20 protein-coding genes are annotated in these 25,158 nt (G+C 42.6%); 13 read left to right on the forward strand and 7 right to left on the reverse strand.

What is annotated here, in order from left to right; translation table 11 throughout:
• The first annotated feature begins 77 nt into the window (after positions 1 to 77).
• The 6 genes from greA (at position 78) to ACT3SX_RS07000 (ending at position 6,814) form a co-directional block, all read left to right on the forward strand.
• On the forward strand, positions 78 to 554 hold the full coding sequence (gene greA / locus ACT3SX_RS06975; RefSeq protein ID WP_192520232.1) for a transcription elongation factor GreA: 477 nt from the start codon (positions 78 to 80) through the stop codon (positions 552 to 554).
• Between the two features lie 554 nt (positions 555 to 1,108).
• Positions 1,109 to 2,023: a hypothetical protein gene (locus tag ACT3SX_RS06980; RefSeq protein ID WP_192520981.1), complete on the forward strand. Its 915-nt coding sequence runs from the start codon at positions 1,109 to 1,111 to the stop codon at positions 2,021 to 2,023.
• A gap of 207 nt (positions 2,024 to 2,230) precedes the next feature.
• The gene (locus ACT3SX_RS06985) at positions 2,231 to 2,806 is read left to right on the forward strand and encodes a hypothetical protein (RefSeq protein WP_192992116.1); all 576 of its coding nucleotides are present in this window, start codon (positions 2,231 to 2,233) and stop codon (positions 2,804 to 2,806) included.
• 322 nt (positions 2,807 to 3,128) lie between these two features.
• The gene (locus ACT3SX_RS06990) at positions 3,129 to 4,397 is read left to right on the forward strand and encodes a putative DNA modification/repair radical SAM protein (protein WP_442069791.1); all 1,269 of its coding nucleotides are present in this window, start codon (positions 3,129 to 3,131) and stop codon (positions 4,395 to 4,397) included.
• A gap of 80 nt (positions 4,398 to 4,477) precedes the next feature.
• A complete protein-coding gene (locus ACT3SX_RS06995; protein ID WP_442062486.1) occupies positions 4,478 to 5,350 on the forward strand; it encodes a TIGR03915 family putative DNA repair protein in 873 nt (290 codons plus the stop codon).
• Between the two features lie 156 nt (positions 5,351 to 5,506).
• On the forward strand, positions 5,507 to 6,814 hold the full coding sequence (locus ACT3SX_RS07000) for a glycosyltransferase (RefSeq protein ID WP_192518919.1): 1,308 nt from the start codon (positions 5,507 to 5,509) through the stop codon (positions 6,812 to 6,814).
• Positions 6,815 to 6,970: 156 nt separating this feature from the next.
• On the opposite strand, the gene ACT3SX_RS07005 is transcribed toward ACT3SX_RS07000, so the two are convergent.
• A complete protein-coding gene (locus ACT3SX_RS07005) occupies positions 6,971 to 7,654 on the reverse strand; it encodes a cupin domain-containing protein (protein WP_225739121.1) in 684 nt (227 codons plus the stop codon).
• Positions 7,632 to 8,369, reverse strand: a complete 738-nt coding sequence (locus tag ACT3SX_RS07010; RefSeq protein ID WP_192518920.1) for a gamma-glutamyl-gamma-aminobutyrate hydrolase family protein — start codon at positions 8,367 to 8,369, stop codon at positions 7,632 to 7,634. The genes ACT3SX_RS07005 and ACT3SX_RS07010 overlap by 23 nt, the downstream gene beginning before the upstream one ends.
• Before the next feature lie 355 nt (positions 8,370 to 8,724).
• On the opposite strand from ACT3SX_RS07010, the gene ACT3SX_RS07015 reads away from it, so the two are divergent.
• From ACT3SX_RS07015 to ACT3SX_RS07040, 6 genes are all read left to right on the forward strand, one after another.
• Entirely contained in the window at positions 8,725 to 10,071 is a 1,347-nt protein-coding gene (locus tag ACT3SX_RS07015; protein WP_192518921.1) for a glutamine synthetase family protein, read from the forward strand.
• Position 10,072: 1 nt separating this feature from the next.
• A complete protein-coding gene (locus tag ACT3SX_RS07020; protein WP_192518922.1) occupies positions 10,073 to 11,404 on the forward strand; it encodes an NAD(P)/FAD-dependent oxidoreductase in 1,332 nt (443 codons plus the stop codon).
• Positions 11,405 to 11,577: 173 nt separating this feature from the next.
• Positions 11,578 to 13,071: a Na+/H+ antiporter NhaC family protein gene (locus tag ACT3SX_RS07025; protein ID WP_192518923.1), complete on the forward strand. Its 1,494-nt coding sequence runs from the start codon at positions 11,578 to 11,580 to the stop codon at positions 13,069 to 13,071.
• Between the two features lie 250 nt (positions 13,072 to 13,321).
• Positions 13,322 to 14,191, forward strand: coding sequence for an N-carbamoylputrescine amidase (gene aguB, locus ACT3SX_RS07030; RefSeq protein ID WP_192518924.1), 870 nt, complete (start codon positions 13,322 to 13,324; stop codon positions 14,189 to 14,191).
• 48 nt (positions 14,192 to 14,239) lie between these two features.
• The gene (aguA, locus tag ACT3SX_RS07035) at positions 14,240 to 15,346 is read left to right on the forward strand and encodes an agmatine deiminase (protein ID WP_192518925.1); all 1,107 of its coding nucleotides are present in this window, start codon (positions 14,240 to 14,242) and stop codon (positions 15,344 to 15,346) included.
• Positions 15,347 to 15,425: 79 nt separating this feature from the next.
• The gene (locus ACT3SX_RS07040) at positions 15,426 to 16,799 is read left to right on the forward strand and encodes an NAD-dependent succinate-semialdehyde dehydrogenase (protein WP_192518926.1); all 1,374 of its coding nucleotides are present in this window, start codon (positions 15,426 to 15,428) and stop codon (positions 16,797 to 16,799) included.
• A 129-nt stretch (positions 16,800 to 16,928) separates the two neighbouring features.
• Here the strand turns inward: ACT3SX_RS07040 and ACT3SX_RS07045 are convergent, their stop codons facing one another.
• From ACT3SX_RS07045 to ACT3SX_RS07060, 4 genes are all read right to left on the reverse strand, one after another.
• Complete coding sequence (locus tag ACT3SX_RS07045; RefSeq protein WP_443539274.1) at positions 16,929 to 17,630, reverse strand: IS1 family transposase; 702 nt, start codon at positions 17,628 to 17,630, stop codon at positions 16,929 to 16,931.
• Positions 17,631 to 17,711: 81 nt separating this feature from the next.
• A complete protein-coding gene (locus ACT3SX_RS07050) occupies positions 17,712 to 19,154 on the reverse strand; it encodes an APC family permease (protein ID WP_192518927.1) in 1,443 nt (480 codons plus the stop codon).
• 344 nt (positions 19,155 to 19,498) lie between these two features.
• Positions 19,499 to 20,773, reverse strand: a complete 1,275-nt coding sequence (gene gabT / locus ACT3SX_RS07055) for a 4-aminobutyrate--2-oxoglutarate transaminase (protein ID WP_442070002.1) — start codon at positions 20,771 to 20,773, stop codon at positions 19,499 to 19,501.
• A 261-nt stretch (positions 20,774 to 21,034) separates the two neighbouring features.
• Positions 21,035 to 22,501 carry an NAD-dependent succinate-semialdehyde dehydrogenase gene (locus ACT3SX_RS07060; protein WP_192518929.1) on the reverse strand — a complete coding sequence of 489 codons (1,467 nt, stop codon included), beginning with the start codon at positions 22,499 to 22,501 and terminating at the stop codon, positions 21,035 to 21,037.
• Between the two features lie 234 nt (positions 22,502 to 22,735).
• Between ACT3SX_RS07060 and ACT3SX_RS07065 the strand changes: the two genes are divergently transcribed.
• Complete coding sequence (locus ACT3SX_RS07065; RefSeq protein ID WP_192518930.1) at positions 22,736 to 23,497, forward strand: IclR family transcriptional regulator; 762 nt, start codon at positions 22,736 to 22,738, stop codon at positions 23,495 to 23,497.
• 144 nt (positions 23,498 to 23,641) lie between these two features.
• Here ACT3SX_RS07065 and ACT3SX_RS07070 read toward each other — a convergent pair whose 3' ends face one another.
• Complete coding sequence (locus tag ACT3SX_RS07070) at positions 23,642 to 24,688, reverse strand: histone deacetylase family protein (RefSeq protein WP_192518931.1); 1,047 nt, start codon at positions 24,686 to 24,688, stop codon at positions 23,642 to 23,644.
• Positions 24,689 to 25,158: the final 470 nt, after the last annotated feature.

Below are 25,158 nucleotides of genomic sequence, written 5' to 3' on the forward strand. Positions count from 1 at the left end.
ATCTCATACCCATTGCAATAAAGCTAGCACCATCTCGGCATGAGGTGGTGTGGTGTTATTGGTTTAAGGAAAAAAATATGCAACGTTATCCCATGACTCCGCAAGGACATGCGGCTTTAGAAGCCGAATTAAAACAGTTAAAAAGTGTTGACCGTCCACGCATCACAGCATCTATCGCTGAAGCTCGTGAACATGGCGACCTAAAAGAAAATGCTGAATATCATGCCGCGCGCGAACAACAAGGTTTCTGCGAAGCGCGTATCCGTGATATCGAAGCCAAGCTAGGCGGTGCACAAGTTATCGATCCTACCACCCTACCAAAAGAAGGCCGTGTGGTATTTGGCGTTAGTGTTATTATCGAAAATATGGATACCGAAGAAGAAAAACAGTACAAAATCGTTGGTGATGACGAAGCAGACTTCAAAGTTGGAAAAATTTCTGTCAACTCGCCAATCGCTCGTGGTCTGATCGGCAAGTCTGAAGGCGATGAAGCCCGTATTGAGACGCCAAAAGGCGTGGTTGAATACGAAGTGATGAAAGTGATATACGATTAATGTGACAGGTTTTTATAGCTATAATTTATGACTGTTTAATTAAAAAACCTTTGTTCTTAATCATGCTGTAAAAAAGACAAAACAGCTGTATACAATTTTATCTTTCTACTTAATTCGTTTTAGCGCATAATTGCGTAAATCTAACGCATATCATCATGCAGATTTATCGCGCTGTTAACGAAAAATAATGATGGCTGAATATAGTGAGTATTGGCTATTATCAGTACTAATACCCTCGTTATTTGACATGTTTAATAGTGTCATTTAATGGGGGTTTTTTATGTAATATCTGTCACAAATCTTAGGGCGTGTCCTCATTTTAAAAATGATGATAAAAATAAGATAAATAGCAGTCAAACAAGGAACATAGCGCAGATAATATCGAGATATTAGTCAGCTATTTGACGCTGTTTGGCAAGATTTAGCCGTTTTTAACTCATTTAGATAACTATCGATTGAATTGAGGACACGCCCTAGTATATATCAGGACATATCCTAAATATTTGAAAATAAGTACTACTGCTCCATTTTCTATTAGATGAAAGGAAGATTTTATGATTTTAAACATCGGTACATCAATCACTACAAAAAAATTGGCTGTTCAAAAAACATCAAAGCCTGTTGCGATATCCGCAATGATAGCAACTACCATATTCACCATATCGTCAGCATATGCTGCACCTGAAACCACTGGTAATACGACTGCTATTGGTCACACTACTATGGTTAAGCCGACTTCTGATGGTGTAACTCAAGCAACAACAGCTCCAAAATCTGTTGTCAGTCAAAATATCAATGACACGATTATCACCCAAAGCAGCACAACAGTTACTCGCGTGCCTGTCACCAATCAGTCAAACAAAACTGTCACCAATGTTCAGGTTATCACCACACCACTGAATAACGTAAAACAAGTACTGCCCGTCGCACCTGCTACTCAATTACCAGTGATAAATGAATCAACAACATCAACAACCACTCAAATAGTAGCTACTCCATCAACACTCAATCAATCTGTAATCTCGCCAACATTCACTGATCAGACTGTGAAATCAACTTCCTTAGAAACATTTCAACTGACCCCAACTTTTAGTAAGCCTGATATGGTCAGTGCACAAACAAAGATCATGAAAATTTTGAAGAATGAAGAAGGACAAGAGATGGCGCTACCGACCAATCATGTCACCTCAGGCGATATCATTGAGTACCATACCACTTATACCAATAGCACCGATCAGCCAGTAAATAACATTAATGTGATGGTGTCATTACCAGATAGCATTCAGTTGCTATCATTGAATAGTCTACTACCCACTCTAGCAACCACAGACGGTGAAAACTATCAGACCATTCAACCAATGAGTAATACAGTAGCCACGCAAGAAAACTACTCTGGTCTCAAATGGGACTTGGTCCATCTAGATGCCAGTGCAACACAGACCGTAGTGATACGCGCTAAGGTACAATAAAACTGATATTGTCGCGTATTATTATTTGATAGCTATCAGTATACGTAAAAGGTTTTGTGGACGACTTCTCTAGTTAGCAAAACCTTTTTTGAAAAACAACTCACTTATTATGATATAAATACATGCGTTTTTATTTAAACTCACCTCGTACTGGTATTGGTTAAGCCATTTTATTACGCATGTTTATACCACTAAGAAAGATGAATAATGAGCATCCTATCCATTAGAACACTTCTATTAATCCTTATTCTTATCGGTATATTTATTGTATTTAAAGCGATAAAATTATTTAAGAATGCATTCAATGGCGACGTATTATTAGCGCTGCCCTACCACGATAGCGTTGGCAATTTCACTGTTTCAAAATCAGGCATTTATGCCATTTGGCACAAAGGCTCTCTTTTCAAAAAAACGCCGCTGACTCAGTTTAGACCACGTATCATCCATACCGCTACTAATAAAGAAGTTAAGCTTAGCCACTCAATACTATCTCCACGCTCAAATAATTTTGACACTGGTAGAATGGAGCTGTTCACCTTTCGCGCGGAAGTTGGTCATTACGAATTAAAGCTGGTACCAGGGTCAAGCACCTCAAGACTGCAAACAGCTGTAGGTAATGCTATACCTTTAGCAGATATTGATTTAAGCCGCTATTTTGTCGAGGTTAAAGAAAGCCAATCACAGATACTAACGATACTGGCTATCCCCCTCCTATTGCTTGGTATCTTAGGTATTTTAGGTGGCTTGATCGTTGGATTTCTGGACGAGAATTTTTTTGTATAAACCACAAAGCCTTATATATAATAAATACGGTTTCACGCTCACTCAGCCTACTATTCGTAATACTTGCACTCACCTTTATCATTTCTTAATAATCAACCTTTTGCTATAGTGCTTTCAATTCAAAACAAATATTCGGTCATGACCAGTATGTACAACTTCACCTCCCTCTCTTTACTTCTCGTTAACCCTAAAAACACATGATTTTGATAATCATAGGCGACAACCGTTGTCGTTTTCCATCTAAATTTAACCCATAAATACAATGACTTAACGCTAATTTTGTTAAAATAGTCCTTCATTAATGCATTGGTAAATAGCACTTATGGCAACCATCAATTATGAACGTCTACAAGGCAAACTCAACATCTTAGCGGACGCTGCTAAGTACGATGTCTCTTGCTCCTCTTCCGCTGGTACGCGTAAAAATCAAGGCGGCGGTCTCGGTGATGCCTCAGCGACAGATATCTGCCATAGCTATACCGAAGATGGTCGCTGTGTCAGTTTACTTAAAATCCTACTAACCAATCATTGTATTTATGATTGTGCTTACTGTACCTCACGTAAAAGCAACGACACGCCACGCGCTGCCTTTAGTGTTGAGGAAGTCGTTGACTTAACCATGCAGTTTTATCGCCGTAACTATATCGAGGGGCTATTTCTAAGCTCAGGTATCTTCAAAAACGGTGACTATACAATGGAGCGATTGGTCGAGGTTGCCAAACTACTGCGTACCCGTGAACGCTTTAATGGTTATATTCACTTAAAGACGATTCCAGGTGCATCAAAAGAGCTGCTGATAGAAGCGGGGCTTTATGCGGATCGCTTGAGTGTCAATATCGAGATTCCAACCAAATCCGGCCTAGCGTTGCTCGCGCCAGAAAAATCACATGAGCAATTAAAAGCGCCGATGGAGACGGTAAAAGAAGAGATCATCACCATCCGTGAGAGCCGTAAAACTCATAAGAAAGTGCCCAAGTTCACGCCAGCCGGTCAGACCAGCCAAATGATTGTGGGTGCTAGCAATGAGACCGACTTGCAAGTGATTCAGCTATCGAGCCATTTCTATAAGCAGTATGATCTCAAGCGTGTTTATTACTCAGGCTATGTGCCGATGCTATCCGATAATCGTCTGCCAGCGATTGGCACACCTGTACCGATGGTGCGAGAAAATCGCCTCTATCAGGCAGATTGGTTAATGCGGTTTTATGGGTTTGGGGCGCACGAAATCGTCGAGCCAGACTCGCCATTTTTAGATTTGGACTGTGACCCAAAACTGGCTTGGGCGATTCGTCATCGCGAGTATTTCCCTGTCAATATTCAAACCGCAACGTACGAGATGATTGTGCGTATACCTGGTATCGGTACCAGAACAGCTAAAAAGATAGTCAAAGCGCGTAAGTTTAACCAGCTGACACTATATCATCTCAAAAAAATGGGCGCAGCCGTCAATCGTGCCAAATATTTCATCGCAACCACAGGCAAAAACGAGCATTTAGCGCATTTAACCCGCGATAATTTTCGGCAGTATGTACTGGCACAGACGCAAACCAAATACAAATATCAACGTATTGGACAGTTGGCACTGTTTTAAAGATCAACGTATTGGACAGTTGGCACTGTTTTAAGGGTAAACGCATATTTAGGTAAATTTCGAAGAATTTAGGATGATATATGTCACTACTCGCTCAAACCGATACTTATGCCGCTGGCAACTTGACCTCAAACATAATCTTATATGAGCCAAGCTTTGAGGGTTGGCTGAGCGCGGTATTTCATGTTTATGAGCACAAGCTACAACATGACTCAACATTACAGCTCGTAGCGCAAGATAGTTATGTACCGTCATTAATTGCTCAAGCAACCAGCGTTACGACTGATGAAGACAAAGCCGAGCGCGTCCTCACAAAACTGAATAAACTATTAGGGCGCTCAGGTATGCGCAATATGCTGTGGGGATTTTTATCAGAAAAAGACCATATCGGTACGACTCTATTTCAAGTCACCAAATATGCCATTGACTACCCTAACCGCTCTATCATGCAAGATTTGGGTAATTTAGACGTACTGGAGTTAGTACAAACGGTAAAGTCCGTGGGTCGTGAAAAGCACCGTATGGAAGCATTTGTACGTTTTGAGCATACCACTGATGATATATATTTTGCACGAGTAGAGCCTGATTTTAATGTATTGCCATTGATAGGTGAGCACTTTCGTCAGCGCTATCAGGACCAACATTGGGCGATTTATGATATCAGTCGCGGATTTGGCATTTATTATGATAAGAGTCAAAGCACATCATCGCACCCTGCCGCCCTGCAAACCATTACTGACCTTGATGATGCAGTACTGCGTAATCCTGCCAGCATTCATAGCGAGAACGAACAGCGCTATCAGAAATTTTGGCAAGGCTACTTTACCAACGTCAACATTAAAGAGCGCAAAAACCCCCGTTTGCACAAGCAGTCATTACCACAGCGTTATTGGAAATACTTAAGCGAAAAACAAGTGCTGCCCAACGCTGAGCATCTACAAAAACGTCGCTAATTGTATTGAGCATGCAATACGTGATAGACAATTTAGATTTATCTCTCTTTAAAAAATGAGCGGTTAAAACGTATCTTTTTATCTTGGTGGTTGAGTTTTTAGTGCTTTTAACTGACAATAGCCACTTGATATTACTAACTTGTGATCGATGCTATTATGAAAGTTATGCGCTTACTATCGTCTTTAAAGCATGATGAATCCGAGCGCGGTATTTTTCACCTTGGGCGTTCATTGGTCAAAAATGGTCATACCTCGATCATTATTTCAAGCGCTGATGAAGACAATGATCTGGTCAAACGGCTCAAGCGTGATGGTAATAACTATCACCAGCTACAAATGACTAAAAAGTCTTGGCTGTCATTATTGCAAGTCGCTTCACTGCGCCATCTGATTGAAAAGTATGAGCCTGACATCATTCATACACACTCACGCACGCCTGCATGGATACTCCACTTAGCACTGCGCCGTGTACGTGTAAAACGCTTGCCAAAACTGGTCTCGACCATGTATGGCTTTTACCCTATTAATAAGTACTCACAAGCATTACTCAATGTGGACACACTTATTACGGTATCTGATAGTGTGACTAACTATCTAAAAAATAGACTGCGCCGTGAAGACTTCGCGCCAAAAGTCATTAAGCGTATCTACCGTGGTATCGACACTCGCCGCTATCCCTATCGGCACAACCCTTCTGTCTATTGGCTACGCCACACCTTTGCAGAGTATCCTGAGCTTGAGCATAAAAAATGGCTGGTATTCCCAACCATCATTGGCAATCAGTATGGTCAAGAGTGGCTGATTGATATATTGGGTAATTTGCAAGAGCAATTTCCTAATATCCACGTCATTATTATGGACGATGACTACAAAGATGGTGATGTGGCACATGAAGACTTTCGCCAACGCACCAATACGCTAGGCTTGGCTGAACGTATTACCTATGTAGGTTGCAAGCGCAACGATATGAGGGAGTGGCTTTCAGCGGCCAATATCGTGATGGCACTGGCTAATGAGCCTGAATCTATTGGCATCAATGCACTACAAGCCATTCATTTAGGTACACCGGTTATTGGTTGGGATCAAGCCGCCTTTAGCGAAATTTTACAACCCCTTTATCCGCAAGGACTGGTCAAAAAATACAACGCCAACGCACTCTGTAAGGCGGTTAGAAACCAACTAGAAAGCGTCACTCGTCCTGAGATGACAAACCAATTTACCATGCGTGAAATGATTGTCAAAACCCTCGCTGTCTATCAAGATTTATATGATACGGCACTTGCCGAAGAGCAATCTGAAATAGACGCTGCTGCCGTAAAAAGAATTAAAAAACATTTAAAACCAACTACTGCTATAACAGTAGACAAAACAGAAACAGAAAATAATGATGCGCGAGCCTGTACAGAGGTTACACAAAAAAAGCTTTCTAAGACACCCAATCTCTCAAAAGAGGCAGATACTTAGAAAGCTTATTATAAAAATATTGCGGTGTTGACCATTCACAAATCAGCACTCTTGATCGCTCATATTGCTCTAGCTATAACAATGATATGCGCTTTTAGAACGGTATTGATAACACAGTATAGGACAGGTGTAGCAGGTCTTATACCTGCATTTGAATCAATAAGTCGCTGGCGTATGTGCGCTAATAATACGCGTAATGGAGTTACTAGGGTTGATAAAGGTATGCGGATGACAGGTTTTAATCACATAGCTGTCACCCTCGTTTAACAGATACGTGGTGTCGTCAATACGGATAATAATTTTACCTTCGATAACCGTACCAATTTCCTCACCTTCATGAGAAATCCTATCTTCGGTCGAGCTATTTGGCTGATAAACCTCGATCAAAAATCCTAAATTTTTGATCGGACTGCCATTAAATACTTGTTTAATGGAGACTCGACTGTTTGGTTCACTAATCTCAACTAGCTCTTTTGGCGTAACGACTACTCTGTCTTTACGCTCCTTCCACTCATCACTGAAAAAAGTATTTAGATCAGAATCGAGCACTTCTAAGATCGCTTTTAGCGTATTGACAGCAGGGCTAACCTTATTACGCTCGATAGCACTGATGGAAGTATTGGTCAATCCTGCTAATCTCGCCAATTTACGCTGCGAGAAACCTTTGGTAAGACGCAATTGGTTGATCTTTTTACCAATATCTTCTTCAGGCTTTTCTAGTTCTTGAGTATCTTCAAGCATATCCTGCTCTTCAGTAGAACACGCTTCTTCATCGTTGATGTCATCATTGATACTGGTATTAGTATCGACGTTGTTATCAGGATTGTTTTTGACTGGCATAGTGAATAAATTCCGTAAACAAAAATTTGGAAAAACCATCTTTGGCATAATTTAGCTCAGGATGCCATTGTACACCAATCATAAACGGATGTTTTATTAAGCTAATGGCCTCTACCAATCCATCACGTGCTACTGCCTCAACGAACAAACCATCGCCTACTTTATTAATGGCTTGTTTATGCAACGAATTGACATGCCACTCCTCACCAAATGCTGCAAGCTTTCCTTCAGGCTGTATAAGGACATCGTGCACTGGCTGATACTGTACTTCTAACGGTTGCGTACTGTCTTCTAAATGCTGCTCATAAAACCCTTCTACTTCACGCCAATCAGGATGCAATGTACCATTGAAATATACATTCATCTCTTGCAAACCTCGACATATTGCCAATAAAGGTGTGCCAGATTTAGCTGAATAAGCCAGTAACTTAAAACTCAGCTCATCACGGTTTAGATCCTGCTTTTCTTCTATATGTGTCGCCCCATAACGTGTCGGTGCAACATTACTATAGCTACCTGTCAATAAAATACCATCCACTAGCGACATTAGTGCCTCAAAATTTGCCTCATCAGCAGCGGTATACGGGAGTAATATCGGATTACCACCATAGTGCTGTATGGCATCGATATATTTTTGATATACCGCTTGTGCTGGTTGACCGTCAACCATCTTGTGACAAGATACAATCGCGATAACTGGCTTAAAAGTAGACATATTCTTTCCCTAAATATGACATCCGAACCTATCTGTCCAAATGTTGTAAATAATTATTCAACCAAAACTTATCACAGTAACCTATCTTGTGTAAACTATAAACTTCAATATTAATATAGTTTGTGTATTTGAGTCATATAAATTACTTTTTAATAATTTAAAATAAATATTGACAACTATAAACTTCATCCATATATTGAAAGACATATTTATGACAAAAAACAATTTTCATACATTGTGCACACTAACAGATAGCTTTCTGAGACTCTACAAGCACTTAACACTAAGTATTTAATATTGTTAGTTAAATCATAAAACAAACCAAAATCGTTCAAGACTGCTAGGGATAGAAGAGATGACAACGACCAGTGAAACTGTGAGTGCAACAGCAGATAGTACCAAGTATGTTTATGTTGCAGCAGGTGATATAAACGGATTACTTCGCGGTAAACGCATCCCGTACAATCAAATGGAAAAAGCACAAAATGGTGATATCCGATTGCCACTATCTATTTTAGGTGTCGATATCTGGGGTGCTGATGTCATCGAATCTTCTCAGTGTAATGGTGATATCGATGCCATTGCTCGCCCTACTGGTCGTGCTGCTGTTCCACTTCTAAATACCAGTGCACCCTCATCTCTAATACCTGTGTGGCTTTATACCGAAGACAATGAACCTTATTACGGCGATGCTCGCCACGTTCTAAACTTTATTAGCAAAAAGTTCAAAGCGCTTGGTTTGACACCTGTCATGGCAACCGAGCTAGAGTTTTATTTGGTGGATTACACAGAAGGCGAGACACCTAAGCCGCCTATCCGTCCTAAGAGCGGCCTGAGACTGAACAAAACTTCTATCTTAAGCATCAATGATTTGTTACATTTTGATGAGTTTTTAGACGAAGTCTATGCTCAGTGTGAAAAACTCGATATTCCTGTTGATGCGGCATTGGCAGAGAATGGCTGTGGCCAGTTTGAGATCAACCTATTGCATGTCGACGATCCATTAAAAGCCGCTGACGATGCGATACTATTCAAACAAGTGGTCAAAGCGGTCGCTGCTCGTCGTAAGCTTACGGCTACCTTTATGGCAAAACCTTTTGGTTTACAGTCAGGTAACGGCTTTCACGTACATTGCAGCTTGTTAGATAAAGATGGCCATAATATCTTTGACGATGGTTCAGATGAAGGCTCGGATATGCTACGTCATGCCGTCGCTGGCCTGTTAAAGACCATGTCGGATTGCACCTTGTTATTTGCACCACATGTCAACTCTTATCGCCGTTTTGCTCCAGGCACCTTGGCACCAAACAATGTGTCATGGGGTTATGAAAACCGCACAGCAGCCGTACGTATCCCTGGTGGCGATCCAAAAGCGCGCCGTATCGAGCACCGTGTATCAGGCGCTGATGCCAATCCTTATTTGGTCTGTAGTGCAGTCCTAGCAGGCATGTTATATGGTATTGAAAACAAACTAGAAGCCCCAGAGCCAATCAATAGAATTACTTATAGCGAGGAAGATCTCAAAACCTTGCCGTTAGATTGGTTATCAGCTATTCGTCAGTTCGAAAACAGCGACGTCATTGATGCACTGTTCCCAAGCGAGATGATTGAACTGCTGATTGCCGTGAAAAAGCAAGAAGCCATGCGCTTTGCTCAGCAAGTCACCAACCTTGAATACCTCACCTATTTACAGGATGTCTAATATGTCAAATAGCAAGCCGTCTAACAACACGCGCAATATTCCACACTACTCAGACAACGGGCAATATCCTGATAGCTATTATGCTGCCAGTCGCAATCCTAAACCAGATAGACCGACGCTAGAAAATGACATTCATGTTGAGGTTTGCGTGGTGGGTGGTGGCTATAGTGGCTTATCAACGGCGCTGCATCTTATGGAAACAGATCACGAAGTGGTCGTACTTGAAGGTGCACAGATTGGTTGGGGTGCATCAGGTCGCAATGGCGGTCAGATTGTCAATGGCCTCAATGCCAGCTTGGAAAAAATCAAAAGCTCTTATGGCCAACAAAACGCCGATTTTGTCGGTCAGCTTGTGACACGCGGTGGCAAAATCATTCGCAGACTGATCAAAGACTACGACATCAGCTGTGATCTGAAAGAAAAAAATATCTTTGCCGCCTTAAATAACGGGCAATTAAAAGATTTACAAAAAACGCATGCACTGTGGGAAAGCCATGGTATGCACGACCGTGAAATGCTAGACAAGTACGGCATGCAAGAACACATCAAATCAGATGCGTATGTGGGCGGGGTTATCGATCACTCAGGTGGACATTTTCATCCGCTAAACCTTGCGCTTGGTGAAGCGGCTGCCATTGAATCACGTGGTGGCACTATTTACGAAAACACCTTAGTCGTTGATGTTGAATATGCTGATGATCATATCAAAGTCATTACTGAGTTTGGTACGGTCACTTGTAAACAAGCCGTCATGTGCGGTAATGCGTACTTAAACAAAGTCATTCCTCAGCTGACTGACCGAGTCATGCCAGTATCGACTCAAATTATCGCCACCGAACCCTTGGGTGATTTGGCTGATCAATTGCTTCCTACTGATGTTTGTGTCGAAGATGTCCGCTATATCCTTGATTACTATCGTCTGTCAGCAGACAAGCGTATGTTATTTGGTGGTGGTACGGTATATGGTGGTCAAGACCCCTCTGACATCACCGCAAAAATCAGACCCAACATGAATAAGATTTTTCCAGAGCTGCGTGATGTAAAAATTGACTATGCATGGAGCGGTAACTTTGCATTGTCTTTTTCACGTGTGCCGCAGATGGGCAAGCTACATGATCGAGTATATTTCGCTCATGGGTACAGTGGTCACGGTGTGACAGGGTCGCATCTGTTTGGACAGATACTGGCTGATGCCATCAATGGCAATACCAAGGAGTTTGATACATTTACGAAAATTCCTTGGATTCCCTTCCCTGGTGGTCGCGCACTACGAGTGCCCTACTCTATGATGGGATCATGGTGGTACGCACTAAAGGACAAAACTGGCTTATAAGTAACCTAATGGCTTCAATTTTCTGCTTGATACCAAGCAAAACTTTGAAGCCATTAATGCAACAGATTGTTATTACTAACTCGATAGGAAGCCCATTCGTACTTCCTATCGATCATCACCTTAAAACAGGATCTTTTCTATATAAGCTATAATGTCACACAAGGAACGTCACCATGAACATGAAACTGAATGATGCTGTTGAAGAACAGTATCATAACAAGCGAGTCTTTCTCACGGTCGTAGTGGGAATAGCTATCTATCTTGCCTTTGTCTGGTTATCATCCACCCACGATCCATCGGAATCTTGGGGCATTCTCTCTTTACTACCCACTATGCTGGTACTCATCGTTGCTATCATTTCCAGACGTCCCTTTGAGTCTATGATTGCAGGCTGCGTTGCTGGGCTTGTCATGCTAAACCCATTCGATTTAGTCTCCCCTTTCGCAGATAATATCTCAGCCGTACTCGGTAACGAAACCATTATTTGGATCGTGCTCGTTTGTGGTCTCATGGGTGGTCTGATCCAGCTGCTAGAAATTAGTGGTTGTTTGAACGGTTTTAGCGAATGGCTCAAAAAAATCATCAAATCACGCCGCCAGTCTCTATTGGCTACTTTTGCATTAGGTGTTGTGGTCTTCATTGATGATTATCTAAACTGTTTGGCAGTGTCTACCTCAGTGAAAAAACTGACGGATACCTATGGTGTATCACGCGAAAAACTCGCTTATATTGTCGACTCTACCGCTGCACCTATGTGTGTGATCGTCCCTATCTCTACATGGGCGGTTTACTTTTCAGGATTGCTCGAAGAGAACGGTGTAGCCGCAGATGGTGGCGGTATCGGACTTTATATCAGCTCTATACCTTATATGGCGTATGCATGGTTTGCACTACTTATCGTATTTTTAGTGGCTTACGGTATCCTAGGCGACTGGGGGCCAATGAAACGTGCAGAAAAACGTGCTAAAGAAGGCAACCCTGTTCCAGAAGATTTCGTCGATGAGCAGTTGGTTTCAAATGTTAAAGCCAAACGCACGTTATCGTTCAAAGCCAATATTTTTAACTTTGCGTTCCCAATGATTTTACTTATCGTCTCAACGATTTACTTTGAAGTGGATTTATTGAGAGGCGCACTGCTTACCTGTTTTGTGACCGTTGCGGTTTATTGGGCACAGGGTATTTTGAGTTTTGAGACCCAAGTAGAGTCAATCTTTACAGGCTTCAAGGTCATGTTGTACCCGCTATCGACAGTCATTGGTGGTTTCTTTTTGAAAGCCATTAACGACGAGCTTGGCATGACGATGTATGTCATTGACGCTATCTCACCGCACATGACTGTCATTATATTCCCTGCTGTTATTTTCGCTGTGATGGCTTTCTTAACCTTTGCGACCGCATCAAGCTGGGGCCTATATGTCCTTGCCATGCCGATTGTATTCCCAGTAGCAGCTGCACTAGGGGTTAGCACGCCATTGGTCATCGGTGCTTTATTATCAGCATCATCATTTGGTAGCCATGCTTGTTTCTTTAGTGATTCATCATTATTAGCCGCACAAGGTGCTGGTTGTTCACCGATGCAACATGCCTTCACGCAGTTCCCTTATGCGTTGCTTGGTGCTGTGCTGTCGGTTGCTGCCTTCTTAGGACTTGGTTTTATGATGGCTTAAAGAGCTGTCAAAGACCCTGTATGCAAACGTCATATAATTTATCGTACGACAATTAGCAACAAGATAGGAGTAGCAATAAGACGGCTTAAATATACGATTATTTAAGCCGTTGCTATTTAGACCGTTGATATTTAGATCACCAATACTTGAACCGTTACTATGATAAATTTTTGATTGTTACCTCTAGCGACATCAACTTTCATTAACATAAACCTCATCAATATATAAATTATAATCAAGGAGCTACACCATGAGATCAGTTACTGTCGCCAGCACTCAAATCGCTTGCACTTGGGACAAACAAGAAAACATCGATAAAGCCAGCGCATTGGTCACTGAAGCTGCGAAAGCTGGTGCCAATGTTATCTTGCTACAAGAGTTATTTGAGACCCCTTATTTTTGCCAAGTACATGATTTTGAATACTTCAACTTGGCTACCGAAGTCGAGCACAACACAGCCATCAACCACTTCAAAGAATTGGCAAAGTCGCTTGACGTGGTACTGCCTATCAGTTTTTATGAAAAGTCAGGCAATGCGTTGTTTAATAGCGTGACTATTATTGATGCCGATGGCGAAATCCTAGGCACTTACCGTAAAACTCATATCCCAGATGGCATCCCTTACGCCGAAAAATTCTACTTCACGCCTGGTGACACTGGGTTTAAAGTTTGGAACACCAAATACGGCAAAATCGGCGTTGGTATTTGCTGGGATCAATGGTTTCCTGAATGCGCTCGCAGCATGGCACTTATGGGTGCAGAGTTACTGCTGTATCCAACGGCTATCGGTGATGAACCAACCCTAAACATCAACTCAACGGGACATTGGCAACGCTGTATGCAAGGGCACTCTGCGGCTAACCTCGTACCTGTTATCGCCTCTAACCGTATTGGTGAAGAAACCATCAGCCAAAATGCTACTGACAGCACCATGCAGTTTTATGGCAGCTCGTTTATCACTGATGGGCGCGGCGAAATTATACAAGAAGCCTCAACCGATAAAAGCGAGTTTATCATGGCTACGTTTGATCTCGATGTACTGGCAGAACAGCGTCGTCAATGGGGCGTGTTCCGTGACCGTCGTCCATCAATGTATGGCACATTATTGACCCACGGCTAGGCTACTCCCCATATTTTTATAAGCGCTTGAGCGCGATAAGGTGATTTTATGTCCACATTACTGACAGGTTCAACCCCTAAACAAGATGGCTTTTACATGCCAGCAGAATTTGCACCTATACAAAAAGTCTGGATGGTATGGCCGTATCGAGAAGACAATTGGCGACAGAAAGCCGTCCCTGCGCAAGCTGCCTATGCAAACGTTGCTGCCGCCATCAGGCAGTTCAGTGATGTTGGTGTTTTGGTCAATGTTGATGATTTTGATGCGTGCCGTGCGCAACTGCCTGATAATATCGATGTGATGACCATACCAAGCAATGATGCATGGGCGCGCGATACCGTGCCGACATTTTTGATCAATGATGCCGGCGACATACGTGCTTGCGACTGGACATTTAACGCATGGGGCGGCGATTATGATGGTTTATACACGCCTTGGGATGATGATGACAAGCTCGCTGAGAGACTGTGCGAACAGTTAAATATTGATCGCTATCGTACCGACGGCTTTGTACTAGAAGGCGGTGCCTTTCATGTCGATGGCGAAGGTACTGTATTGACCACTCGTATGTGCTTGCTCAGTCCTGGGCGCAATCCACACTTGAATGAAGCCCAAATTGAAGACATGCTGAAATCGCATCTAAATGCCGAAAAAGTACTGTGGGTCGATGATGGTATCGATCCCGATGAGACCACTGGTCACATTGATGATATTGCGTGTTTTGCCCGTCCTGGCGAAGTGGTGTGTCTATTTACAAATGATACTGAGCACCCATTCTATGAAGCCACTCAAAAAGCGTACAAACAGCTGTCAGAGATGACTGATGCCAAAGGTCGAAAACTAAAAGTACATAAACTGTGCTGTACCCAGCATTCTGTCACTTTACCTGCCAATGCTGACATCGTTCAGTCTGAAGATGCAAAGTCTCGTAATACGGACGATATTTGTATCGCTTCGTATGCGAACTTTCTCATTTGTAACGAAGGTGTCATCGTGCCGCAATATGATGACGTTAATGACCGTTTAGCGATTGAGCAGCTTGAAAAAATCTTTCCTCAGCATCAAGTAGTGGGAGTGCGAACAAAAGAGATTGTGTTTGGCGGCGGCAATATCCACTGTATTACTCAGCAGCAGCCAGCCACCAATACACAGTAACGAATATGTATTTTATACGTGGCTTTTAAGTACAAGCTGTTAAAGATAACCAAAATAAAATTAAGCAAAAGGATTTTTTATGAGCGATTATCAAGTAAATAACCCGGCCACAGGCGAACTCGAAGCCACCTACCCTACGGCAACGGAACAAGATATCCAACAAGTGATTGAGCAAGCGGACACAGCCTATCAGAGCTGGCGTCATGTTCCACTCAATGAACGCAGTGCGCTACTTCATAAGGTCGCTGATATCTATCTTGATCGTCAAGAAGATCTAGCACGTATCGTCGCCAATGAGATGGGGAAACCAGTCGCTCAAGCAAAAGGTGAGATTGGTCTAGTCGCGGATATCTATCGCTACTACGCAGATAACGCTGAGCAGCTATTAGCCCCTAATACCATCGACGTTGATACAGGAACAGCTTCTGTAGAAAAACGCCCTGTAGGCGCACTATTAGGCATCATGCCTTGGAACTATCCACACTATCAAGTAGCACGCTTCGTCGCCCCAAACGTTATGGCAGGCAACACCATTATCCTAAAGCATGCCCCGCAATGCCCTCAGACAGCTGAAATTATCGTCGACATCCTAAAAGACGCAGGTCTGCCTGACGGCGTGTATAACAATGTTTTTGCAACCAACGAGCAATCAGCGACCATCATCAATGACACCCGCGTACAAGGTGTGTCATTAACAGGCTCTGAACGTGCAGGTCAAGCAGTTGCCAAAGAAGCTGGCGGCGCACTCAAAAAAGTCGTGTTAGAGCTTGGTGGTTCGGATGCCTTTATTGTGACCGCTGATGCAGATATCGAAAAAGCGGTACAAAGAGCAATCTCAGGTCGTTTTGGTAATGTTGGACAAGCCTGTAATGCGGCTAAACGCTTGATTATCGTCGATGACGTGTACGATCAATTCGTGCAAGCATTCACCGATAACGTACGTGCCATGACACTGGCAGACCCATTAGACGAGCAAACGTTTATAGGACCAATGTCTTCAAAAGCGGCAGCCGATGGCCTACAACAACAGCTGGATAGCGCCATTCAAGCAGGTGCCACTGTGCTAGTAGAAGGTGGCATAGTCACAGACAAACCAGGTGCTTGGTTTGCACCAGCCGTACTGACGGATGTGACCGAGTCAATGGATGTCTATCGTCAAGAACTGTTTGGCCCTGTCGCCGTCATCTATAAAGCTCGTGATATCGACCATGCCATCCAAATCGCTAACGATGTACCATTTGGTCTTGGGGCTTCTATCCAAACGCAAAACCCAGAGCTGGCCGCAGACATCGCTGAAAAACTAGAAGTAGGCATGGTAACCATCAATGCCCCATCCGGTAGTGAAGCCAATACGCCATTCGGTGGTGTTAAACGCTCAGGGTTCGGTCGCGAGCTGGGCACACTAGGTATCACTGAGTTTTTAAACTATAAACTGATTCGTAATAAGTCTTAAGAAAGACAAGCATTTAAAAGACAAGCACTTAACTGGATAAACTAAAAAAGCCTAACGCTTAATGTTAGGCTTTTTTATGATCAGTGGAATAGTTAAATAAGCGGTGGTGTTCTAAAAAGTATGCTGGCATCAGACGTAGCCATAATTGATGTAAAAGAACACCAAATCAAACACTTTAAAATGATTATCAAGCTTTTTTGAGAAGCAACAAGTCTTTCTAACCGCTCGTCTTAATCGGTGTCTAAGGCGACAGTTATTACCCTCTATACCTATGGTATGCTGTTTGCCAACCTGTTTGTGATCACCTTTAAAGGCGGTTTTAAAGCTATCCCAGTTGTCCATACTGATAGAGCCATAGCTTACTTTAAGTTGCTTTAAACGTGCTCTTAGCTTCTTAGCTGTTTTTAAGTCACGTTTGCCCCAAACATGAGCGACAATCTCATTAGTAGCACGATCATAAGCATAAATAAGCCAAACTTTACGCTTTTTGCGATACACGTAAGTCCAGAATTCATCAACCTCTAAGCGTTCATAGTAGCGCTTCTTAGGCGTAATCTTATAAACAGATGAGCCTATAGTACTAAGCACTTTACCAATACTAACTGAGGCTATAATAGCAATATCTCTAACACCGCAGCCTCTAACTGTCATGAGCCGTATAAGCTCTTCCACTTTAGAGTGACAGCCGTTATAAGTTAATGCATGGTCGCCAATAAACTGACGTTTGCAGTCCTTACATTGATAATTCTGCTTGCCATAGCTTTTTTTGCCATTTTTCTTTAAACTGGGACTGTGACAGTCGGGGCAGCTGATATCTATTTGTGTCTTCATAACCTCAAATATATCATCTTGCTTTGGCTGTCACCCTCCTTTATTTCTTCAGCATACTTTCTGACACACCACCAAATAAGCTTAGTTTTTTGGTGGGTTGTCTTTTAACCATAGCTGATTCACGATTTTTAATTCGCGCAATTCTTCTGCCATGATAGCCTCACTTTTTCCGGGGTATTTAACAGTTGCATAGCCATATAGCGCCACACCTAATACCGTCCAACCTAAGAAAATCCACCATTCAATAGGCGTTAGTGCAGATGGCATACCTGGCATGTATAGCACCAAAAGACCAAAACTGAGTGCAATCGTAACCATACCCACTAATTTACCGGCAGGTATTTTGAACGGACGTACCATGTTAGGCTCACGGTAGCGTAGTACTAGGAATGAGATAGCGACACACGTATAAGCAATGACGATACCAAAACCACCTGCATCAACAATCCAAACCAACATTTTGCGACCAAATAATGGCGCCAGTGTGGCCAAACCACCAATCAATAAAATCGCATTAACAGGCGTATTGTATTTAGGATGTAATTTACCCAAGAACGCAGGCAGCATATGTGCTTTTGACATAGCAAATATTAGACGACTACCACCAATCAAGAACGCATTCCAGCTTGACAAAATACCCAAGACACCGCCAATAACTAAAAGAATACCAGCCCACTTACCATGCCACGCATTGGTCATTGCATCAGCAGTTGACAAGGTAGAGCTCTCTGCTTGTATCAGTGGCAATGTGGTTCCAACACTCCACGCGACTGCGATATACCAAAGCACAGCAATGGTAATTGAAACAATCAAAAACTTGCCAATATTAGGACGTGTTAAATCAATCTCTTCAGCGGCTTGTGGAATCACATCAAAACCGACAAACATAAAAGGTACCATAACGATAACGGCCATCACACCCGCAGCACCACCGATAAACGCTGGAGCTTGTACTACAGTCGCTGTCGCAGGGTTATATAATGCCGCGCCAATGAATAGTAATATGCCAACAAACAAAATCCCTAAAACTGCTGTTTTTTGGAACCATGCACTCACTTCCATACCACGGACATTAAGCCAAGTCACAATAATTGAGCCGAGCATTCCGACACCGACCCAAGTGGCATAAACATCCCAACCTGCAATCGTCCAGAGATACCCCTGATTATAATTGGGAATAAAGTACTCTACCACCGTTGGTAAAGCCACTGCCTCGAATGCCACGACTGAGAAATAGCCGAATAAAATACTCCATGAGCAAATAAAAGAAACCGTAATACCCAGTGCACGATGAGTATACGTATGCTCACCACCAGTGATAGGCATTGATGAAGCCAGTTCAGCATAAGTAATACCAATCAGTATCACTGCCAAACCGCCTAGTAAAAACGCTAACATTGCCCCCCATGTCCCAGCTGATAAAATCCAGCCACCTGCCAATACAACCCAGCCCCAACCGACCATGGCGCCAAATGCTAAGGCAATGATATCAAACATTCCCAACGATTTTTTTAGTCCAGACATAACCTATTCCTTCTCTATGTGTCACCCAGATTCATCATTTAAGACTAATCTGGCTTTAGTGTGTTCGAGCATTGCTCGTTGTCCTAGTTTTCCGTACTTACCCACCCATAGGACAAACCTAAAAATGGGGTTAAATCACTTTATAGAATTGCTGTGTTAGCATTACTCCTTAAGAAGGATATAGATAACCATGAAAATAGTAGATAAAAAACGATAAGCAAAAAAATAACAGCGTCTTGTCGTGCAAGGCGCTGTTATTAATTAAGAACTCAGAGTGGATACTCTAAGGGCAGCCTTGCCATTGCTTTTAAATCAATACCTTTATTAAGACATTCCTGCCCAAATTAAGCAGTTAATATGCCGCCAATGATATCAAGGCCTTCTTGTAGCACTTCATCTTCAACTGTCAATGGCACCATCACACGGATAGCATTGCCATACATACCACAAGACGCCAGCAAGAGACCTTGCTCAAAAGCTTTTTGTTTAAGATTGGCAGTAGCAGCAGCATCTGGCTTGCCTTCACTATCAACCAAATCAAATGCTAGCATGGCACCTTTATAACGAACATTACCAATGCTGCTTAGATTTAAGCCTTTTAAAAATTTAGCAATGGTATCGCCAATCACAATACTACGCTCAAGCAAGTTCTCTTCTTCGATAACTTCTATCACAGCCAATGCTGCCGCCAACGCAATCGGGCTACCAGAGTACGTACCACCCAAACCACCTACTTGCGGTGCATCCATAATATCGGCACGGCCAATAACTGCTGATACAGGGTAACCGCCAGCCAAGCTCTTAGCCGTGGTCATTAAGTCTGGCTCAACACCTAACTGCTCACCTGCAAACAAAGTACCCGTTCTGGCAAAACTACATTGGACTTCATCAAAAATCAATACAATACCGTGCTCATCACAAATCTCACGTAATGCTTTGGCAAATGATGGCGTGACTTGATGGAAACCACCCTCACCCTGTATTGGCTCAACAATAATCGCTGCTACTTCACTTGGGTCAATATCAGCCTGAAAAATCATGTCGATGCTATGTAGCGCTTGTGCTTCCGTGATGTTCAACTCTTCGGCAGGGAACAATGCGTGGAATACTGGACCAGGCATTGGACCAAAGTTCTTTTTGTACGGTAATACTTTACCTGTCAAGCTCATGCACATGAGCGTGCGACCGTGCCAGCCACCAACAAAAGAAATCACACCAGGACGACCCGTTTTGGCACGAGCGATTTTGATCGTGTTCTCGACCGCTTCAGCACCAGTGGTCAAAAACAATGCTTTGGTTGGACCGCTAATAGGTGCTTTTTCACATAGCTTTTCTGCAAGGTCGACGTAGCTTTCATAGCTAACAATTTGTGCAGCAGTGTGGGTGAATTTGTCAACTTGCTCATGCACACGTTGAGTGATTTTTGGATGGCTATGACCAGTATTTAGTACCGAGATACCACCGATAAAATCAATATAACGATTGCCTTCAACGTCCCAAACCTCTGAGTTTTTTGCTTTTTCTGCAAAGATAGGAAACGCGATGCCAAGGCCAGTCGGCAGGACGGCTTTGCGGCGGGCAAGTAATGCTTCGTTCGTGGTTTGAGTGTTCGTGGTCATCAGAATGTCCTTTTTTCATGTGGTGTTGGTTGTATGAAATTCATTACTATCAATATCATTGCAATCGGTACTAGCACCATCACAATGGCTACTATTAAAACGGGTATTGTATTTTAGCTATCGCTATATAGTCGATTCCATTTAAAAAGTAGTACAAGACAACCAAGTGTCAATGTATATCCAATACTTCAAACGAGACGCTGTAATACTTTTATGATGGAGTGACTATTATGGTGGAATGACTATAGTAAAATAGCTACATTAGCTAACGTCAGAACACCAATACTTGGTTACTACATAATCTTCTATGCCGTATTTTGAGCCTTCGCGACCGAAGCCCGATTGCTTCACACCACCAAACGGTGCTACTTCTGTAGATATCAGACCCGTGTTATGGCCGATGATGCCATACTCCAAGCCCTCGGTTACACGCCATGAGCGAGCATAATCACTACTGTAGAAATAAGCCGCTAAGCCATAGATGGTGTCATTGGCTTTACGAATGACTTCTGCCTCATCTTTAAAGGTAAAAATGGTGGCGATAGGGCCAAAAATTTCCTCAGAAGCAATATCCATATCATTACTGATATCGGCAATAACGGTCGGGTTATATGCCAGCTCTGAAGCACCATTCGTGCTACCACCAGCGATAAGCGTTGCCCCTTTATCTAACGCATCTTTGAGTAGCGCTTGCACTTTATCTAACGCTTTTTTATTGATAAGAGGTCCAATATCGACGCCTTCTTCTAAACCGTTACCGACGTTTAGCGCCGCGACTTTTTTGACGAATACGTCTAAGAATTTATCTTTAATACTTTCCTGTACATAGACACGGTTGGCACAAACACAAGTCTGACCAGCATTGCGGTATTTAGAAGCAATAAGACCTGTCGCTGCTTTTTCGAGATCGGCATCATCAAAAACGATAAATGGCGCATTACCACCTAGCTCTAACGACAGCTTCTTAATAGTCGGTGCACACTGAGCCATCAACGTACGACCCACTTCTGTAGAGCCAGTAAACGACAGTTTATGAATACGAGCGTCACCCGTTAAGATTTCACCAATTACTGAAGATTTTCCAGTCACTACTTGGATAACACCCGCTGGAATACCTGCCTCTTCTGCTAATACACCTAGTGCCAATGCAGAAAATGGCGTTTCAGTGGCAGGCTTGATAATGATCGTACAGCCTGCTGCCAATGCAGGAGCGGCTTTACGAGTAATCATCGCTGATGGAAAATTCCAAGGCGTAATCGCAGCACACACACCAACTGGTTGCTTGAGAATGACATGGCGCAGTTGTGTTTGGTTAGCCGGAATGACGTCACCATAGACACGCTTGCCTTCTTCTGCAAACCAGCGAATAAAACTGTTGGCATAACCAATTTCGCCGCGTGACTCAGTTAAAGGTTTACCTTGCTCAGCCGTCATGATGATAGCGAGGTCTTCTTTGTTGGCATCAATGAGGTCTGCCCATTTTTGTAGCAGCTCTGCACGCTCTTTGGCAGTCTTGGCCGCCCAAGCAATTTGCGCGTCATGAGAGTAAGCGACAGCCTCATTTACATCCTCAGTAGTAAGGCTTGGCACTGTACCAACGAGCTCATCATTAAAAGGATTGTTTACATCAAGTGTCGCTTTGTCATTAGCGGCATACCAACCGTCTTTAATTAAGCACTGTTGTTTGAGCAAACTTGGATTAGATAGATTTAGTATGTTTTTTGGCACGGTAACACTCCTTGTTCGTAAGAGTCATGCTTATTTATTATGATAAACATAGCCATGATTCTTATGCTTACGAATAATAGTTGATAAATAACGCTATGTTCAATATACTGAACAACAATTCTATATATGAGACATCATTATAAGAACGATATAATATATTTTGCAACCCTTAATAATAATATTTTAATCATTTGCTGATATCTCTTTATTTTACTTAACTTTTATAGGCGCACTATGAGCACAACTGCCGTTCCAGCGTTGGACAAAACGTTTCAAATTTTAGATTTAATTACAGATAGCCCTCAGCCATTGACAGCGGCTCATATTGCCAAGCAACTTAAACTGCCTCGTAGCTCAACCCACAATATTTTACAAAGCCTATTGACCAAACATATCATTTATAAAGACGTTGATAGCCGCTTTCATTTAGGCTCGTATCTCATGTATTGGGCCGGCAAGTACGAACAACAGCAAGGGGTCATACAGTTATTCAAAGACCTTATCGTACAATACCCTGTACTGCTCCAGCATACGGTGACCTTGTCAAAGCTGGACTTGGGCGAAGTGGTGTTTTTGGCCTGTCATGAGTCCCCTGCTCCACTTGGCTTTACTTTTCGTGCAGGTGTGCGCGTGCCAGCCGTTTTTTCAGCCACAGGCAAAGCCATGCTATCGACCATGTCGATGAGTGCCATAAAATCGTTATATGAAGACACATTCCCTGAGCCATTGAACCAAAACTGTGTGTCTGATTTTGAGTCATTGGCCACTGAAATGAGCAAGATTCATCGTAGTCGCGTCTCATTGGATGATGGACAATTGCGTGATGGGATGTATTGCTTAGGAACTTATATTCGTAATGCATCGGGGATTGCCATCGCTGGTATGGCGGTGAGTTTTTTGCAAGGAGAGTATGAAAGCAAGCGCGTGGAAGTGAGTGCCGTTTTGATCGAATTGGCTGAGCAAATTGAGCAACGTTTGGGGTTTGTAGCGACCTAATGATATTACATACGCTAGCGCATCAGAAAGCGTTAAACCGATAACCTGCCCAGCCATATTTGAAATATTTAGGGTTGGGTGAGAAAGCGCCTGCAACCAACCCTCTTGTATTCTAAACCTACTGAGTTTTTAGCTATGTTAACACTACTCTGCAATAAGCCCCGATAAAAACGCTTGCAGATTATCATTGAGTTTTTGAATGTAATAACCGCCCTCGACTAAGACAATCAATGGTTTATTTAGCGCTTTCATCTTTTGTGCCAATACCTTAAAGCCTTCCGTACTGACAGCGCACCTCGCCTCTGGATCGTTTTCATAAACATCAAAGCCCAATACGTGAATAATAACATCAGGGTCAAACAGCGTCATCGCCTCGATAGACTTATCAACATACCCAAAAAAACCAACTTCGTCGGTGCCATGTGGCATCGGAAAATTGATATTGTAACCCTCGCCTACGCCTGCACCTTTTTCAAACGTATGTCCTGTCACTGCTGGATAGAAGTTAACAGGATCAGCGTGTACCGAGGTATATAGCACATCTTTACGGTCATAAAATATCTCTTGGATACCCTGTCCGTGGTGCATATCCGTATCGATAATGGCGATTTTTGCATATTTCTGGCGTAGATGTTCAGCGATGATAGCGGCATTATTTAGATAGCAAAACCCACCCGCTGCACTTTTGCGCGCATGATGACCAGGTGGCCGTGAAAAGCAAAGCTGTATATGGCTTTTGGCACGCTCGATGTCTGACGCCTCATCATTTAAAAGTGCTTCAGCCGCATTGAGTGCAGTCTGTGCCGACCAATAAATAGATGTCCAAGAGTGCTCACTGATGGGTGCGCAGTCGTCTGCCTGATACTTTGACGCTTTTGCCATGATGCCGATACCAGGGTTGTCATAGGGTACAAAAATACCTGTTTGCACCTGCGCGCCCAAGTCTTCCTCAACTGCCATCCATTCATCATAACCATTTTTGAGAAACTCAACATAACCAAAATCATGAACAGCCAGTACTGGCCCAATTCCGATGTCAGTAGCGGTTGTCACCTCTAAATCTAACGCTGCTGGTGCTTTTAAAAACTCAACCATACGCTCTGGTATTTCTAACGGATCATGCATCTTTCCGTAAGAAAAATAAGGTAGCGGTCTGTGCAGACTTAGGTTTTCATGACTATATATTTTCATACTTAACACTCCATTGCTTTCAATAAATTCTATCTTTAATTTTAGTCAGCATCCTTTTTGACACACTACCAAATATTATTAAAGTTATCTAGGGCGTGTCTGATACATTGATATATTGACTGATATCAGAGGCATAATTTAGCCCAAATTCAGTGCTATAGCATTCTTGTGTTTCGGCATAGGCGACCAAGCTTATTGACAGCAACACCAGGCTCAAACAGCTAAACCTGATAAAAATTGTTGAAAGCAATTTGGTCGAAGATAGAACAGCAATCAGCTTATTAGCAGCAGATATTGAAGGCATGGTTAGAACTTTAGCAAATAATTTTGATTACAGTAGACAAAATTTTATTAACATGCAATAAAAACTATAAATAATGCGTTAGTATTAATTTCTTTATACACTAAAATTTGTAGGTGTTATTGATGAAACTTCGCATTAATCTATATAAATTACTTTTAGTTTCGAC

The organism is Psychrobacter sp. AOP31-B2-9, assembly GCF_052378005.1.
Lineage (GTDB): Bacteria > Pseudomonadota > Gammaproteobacteria > Pseudomonadales > Moraxellaceae > Psychrobacter.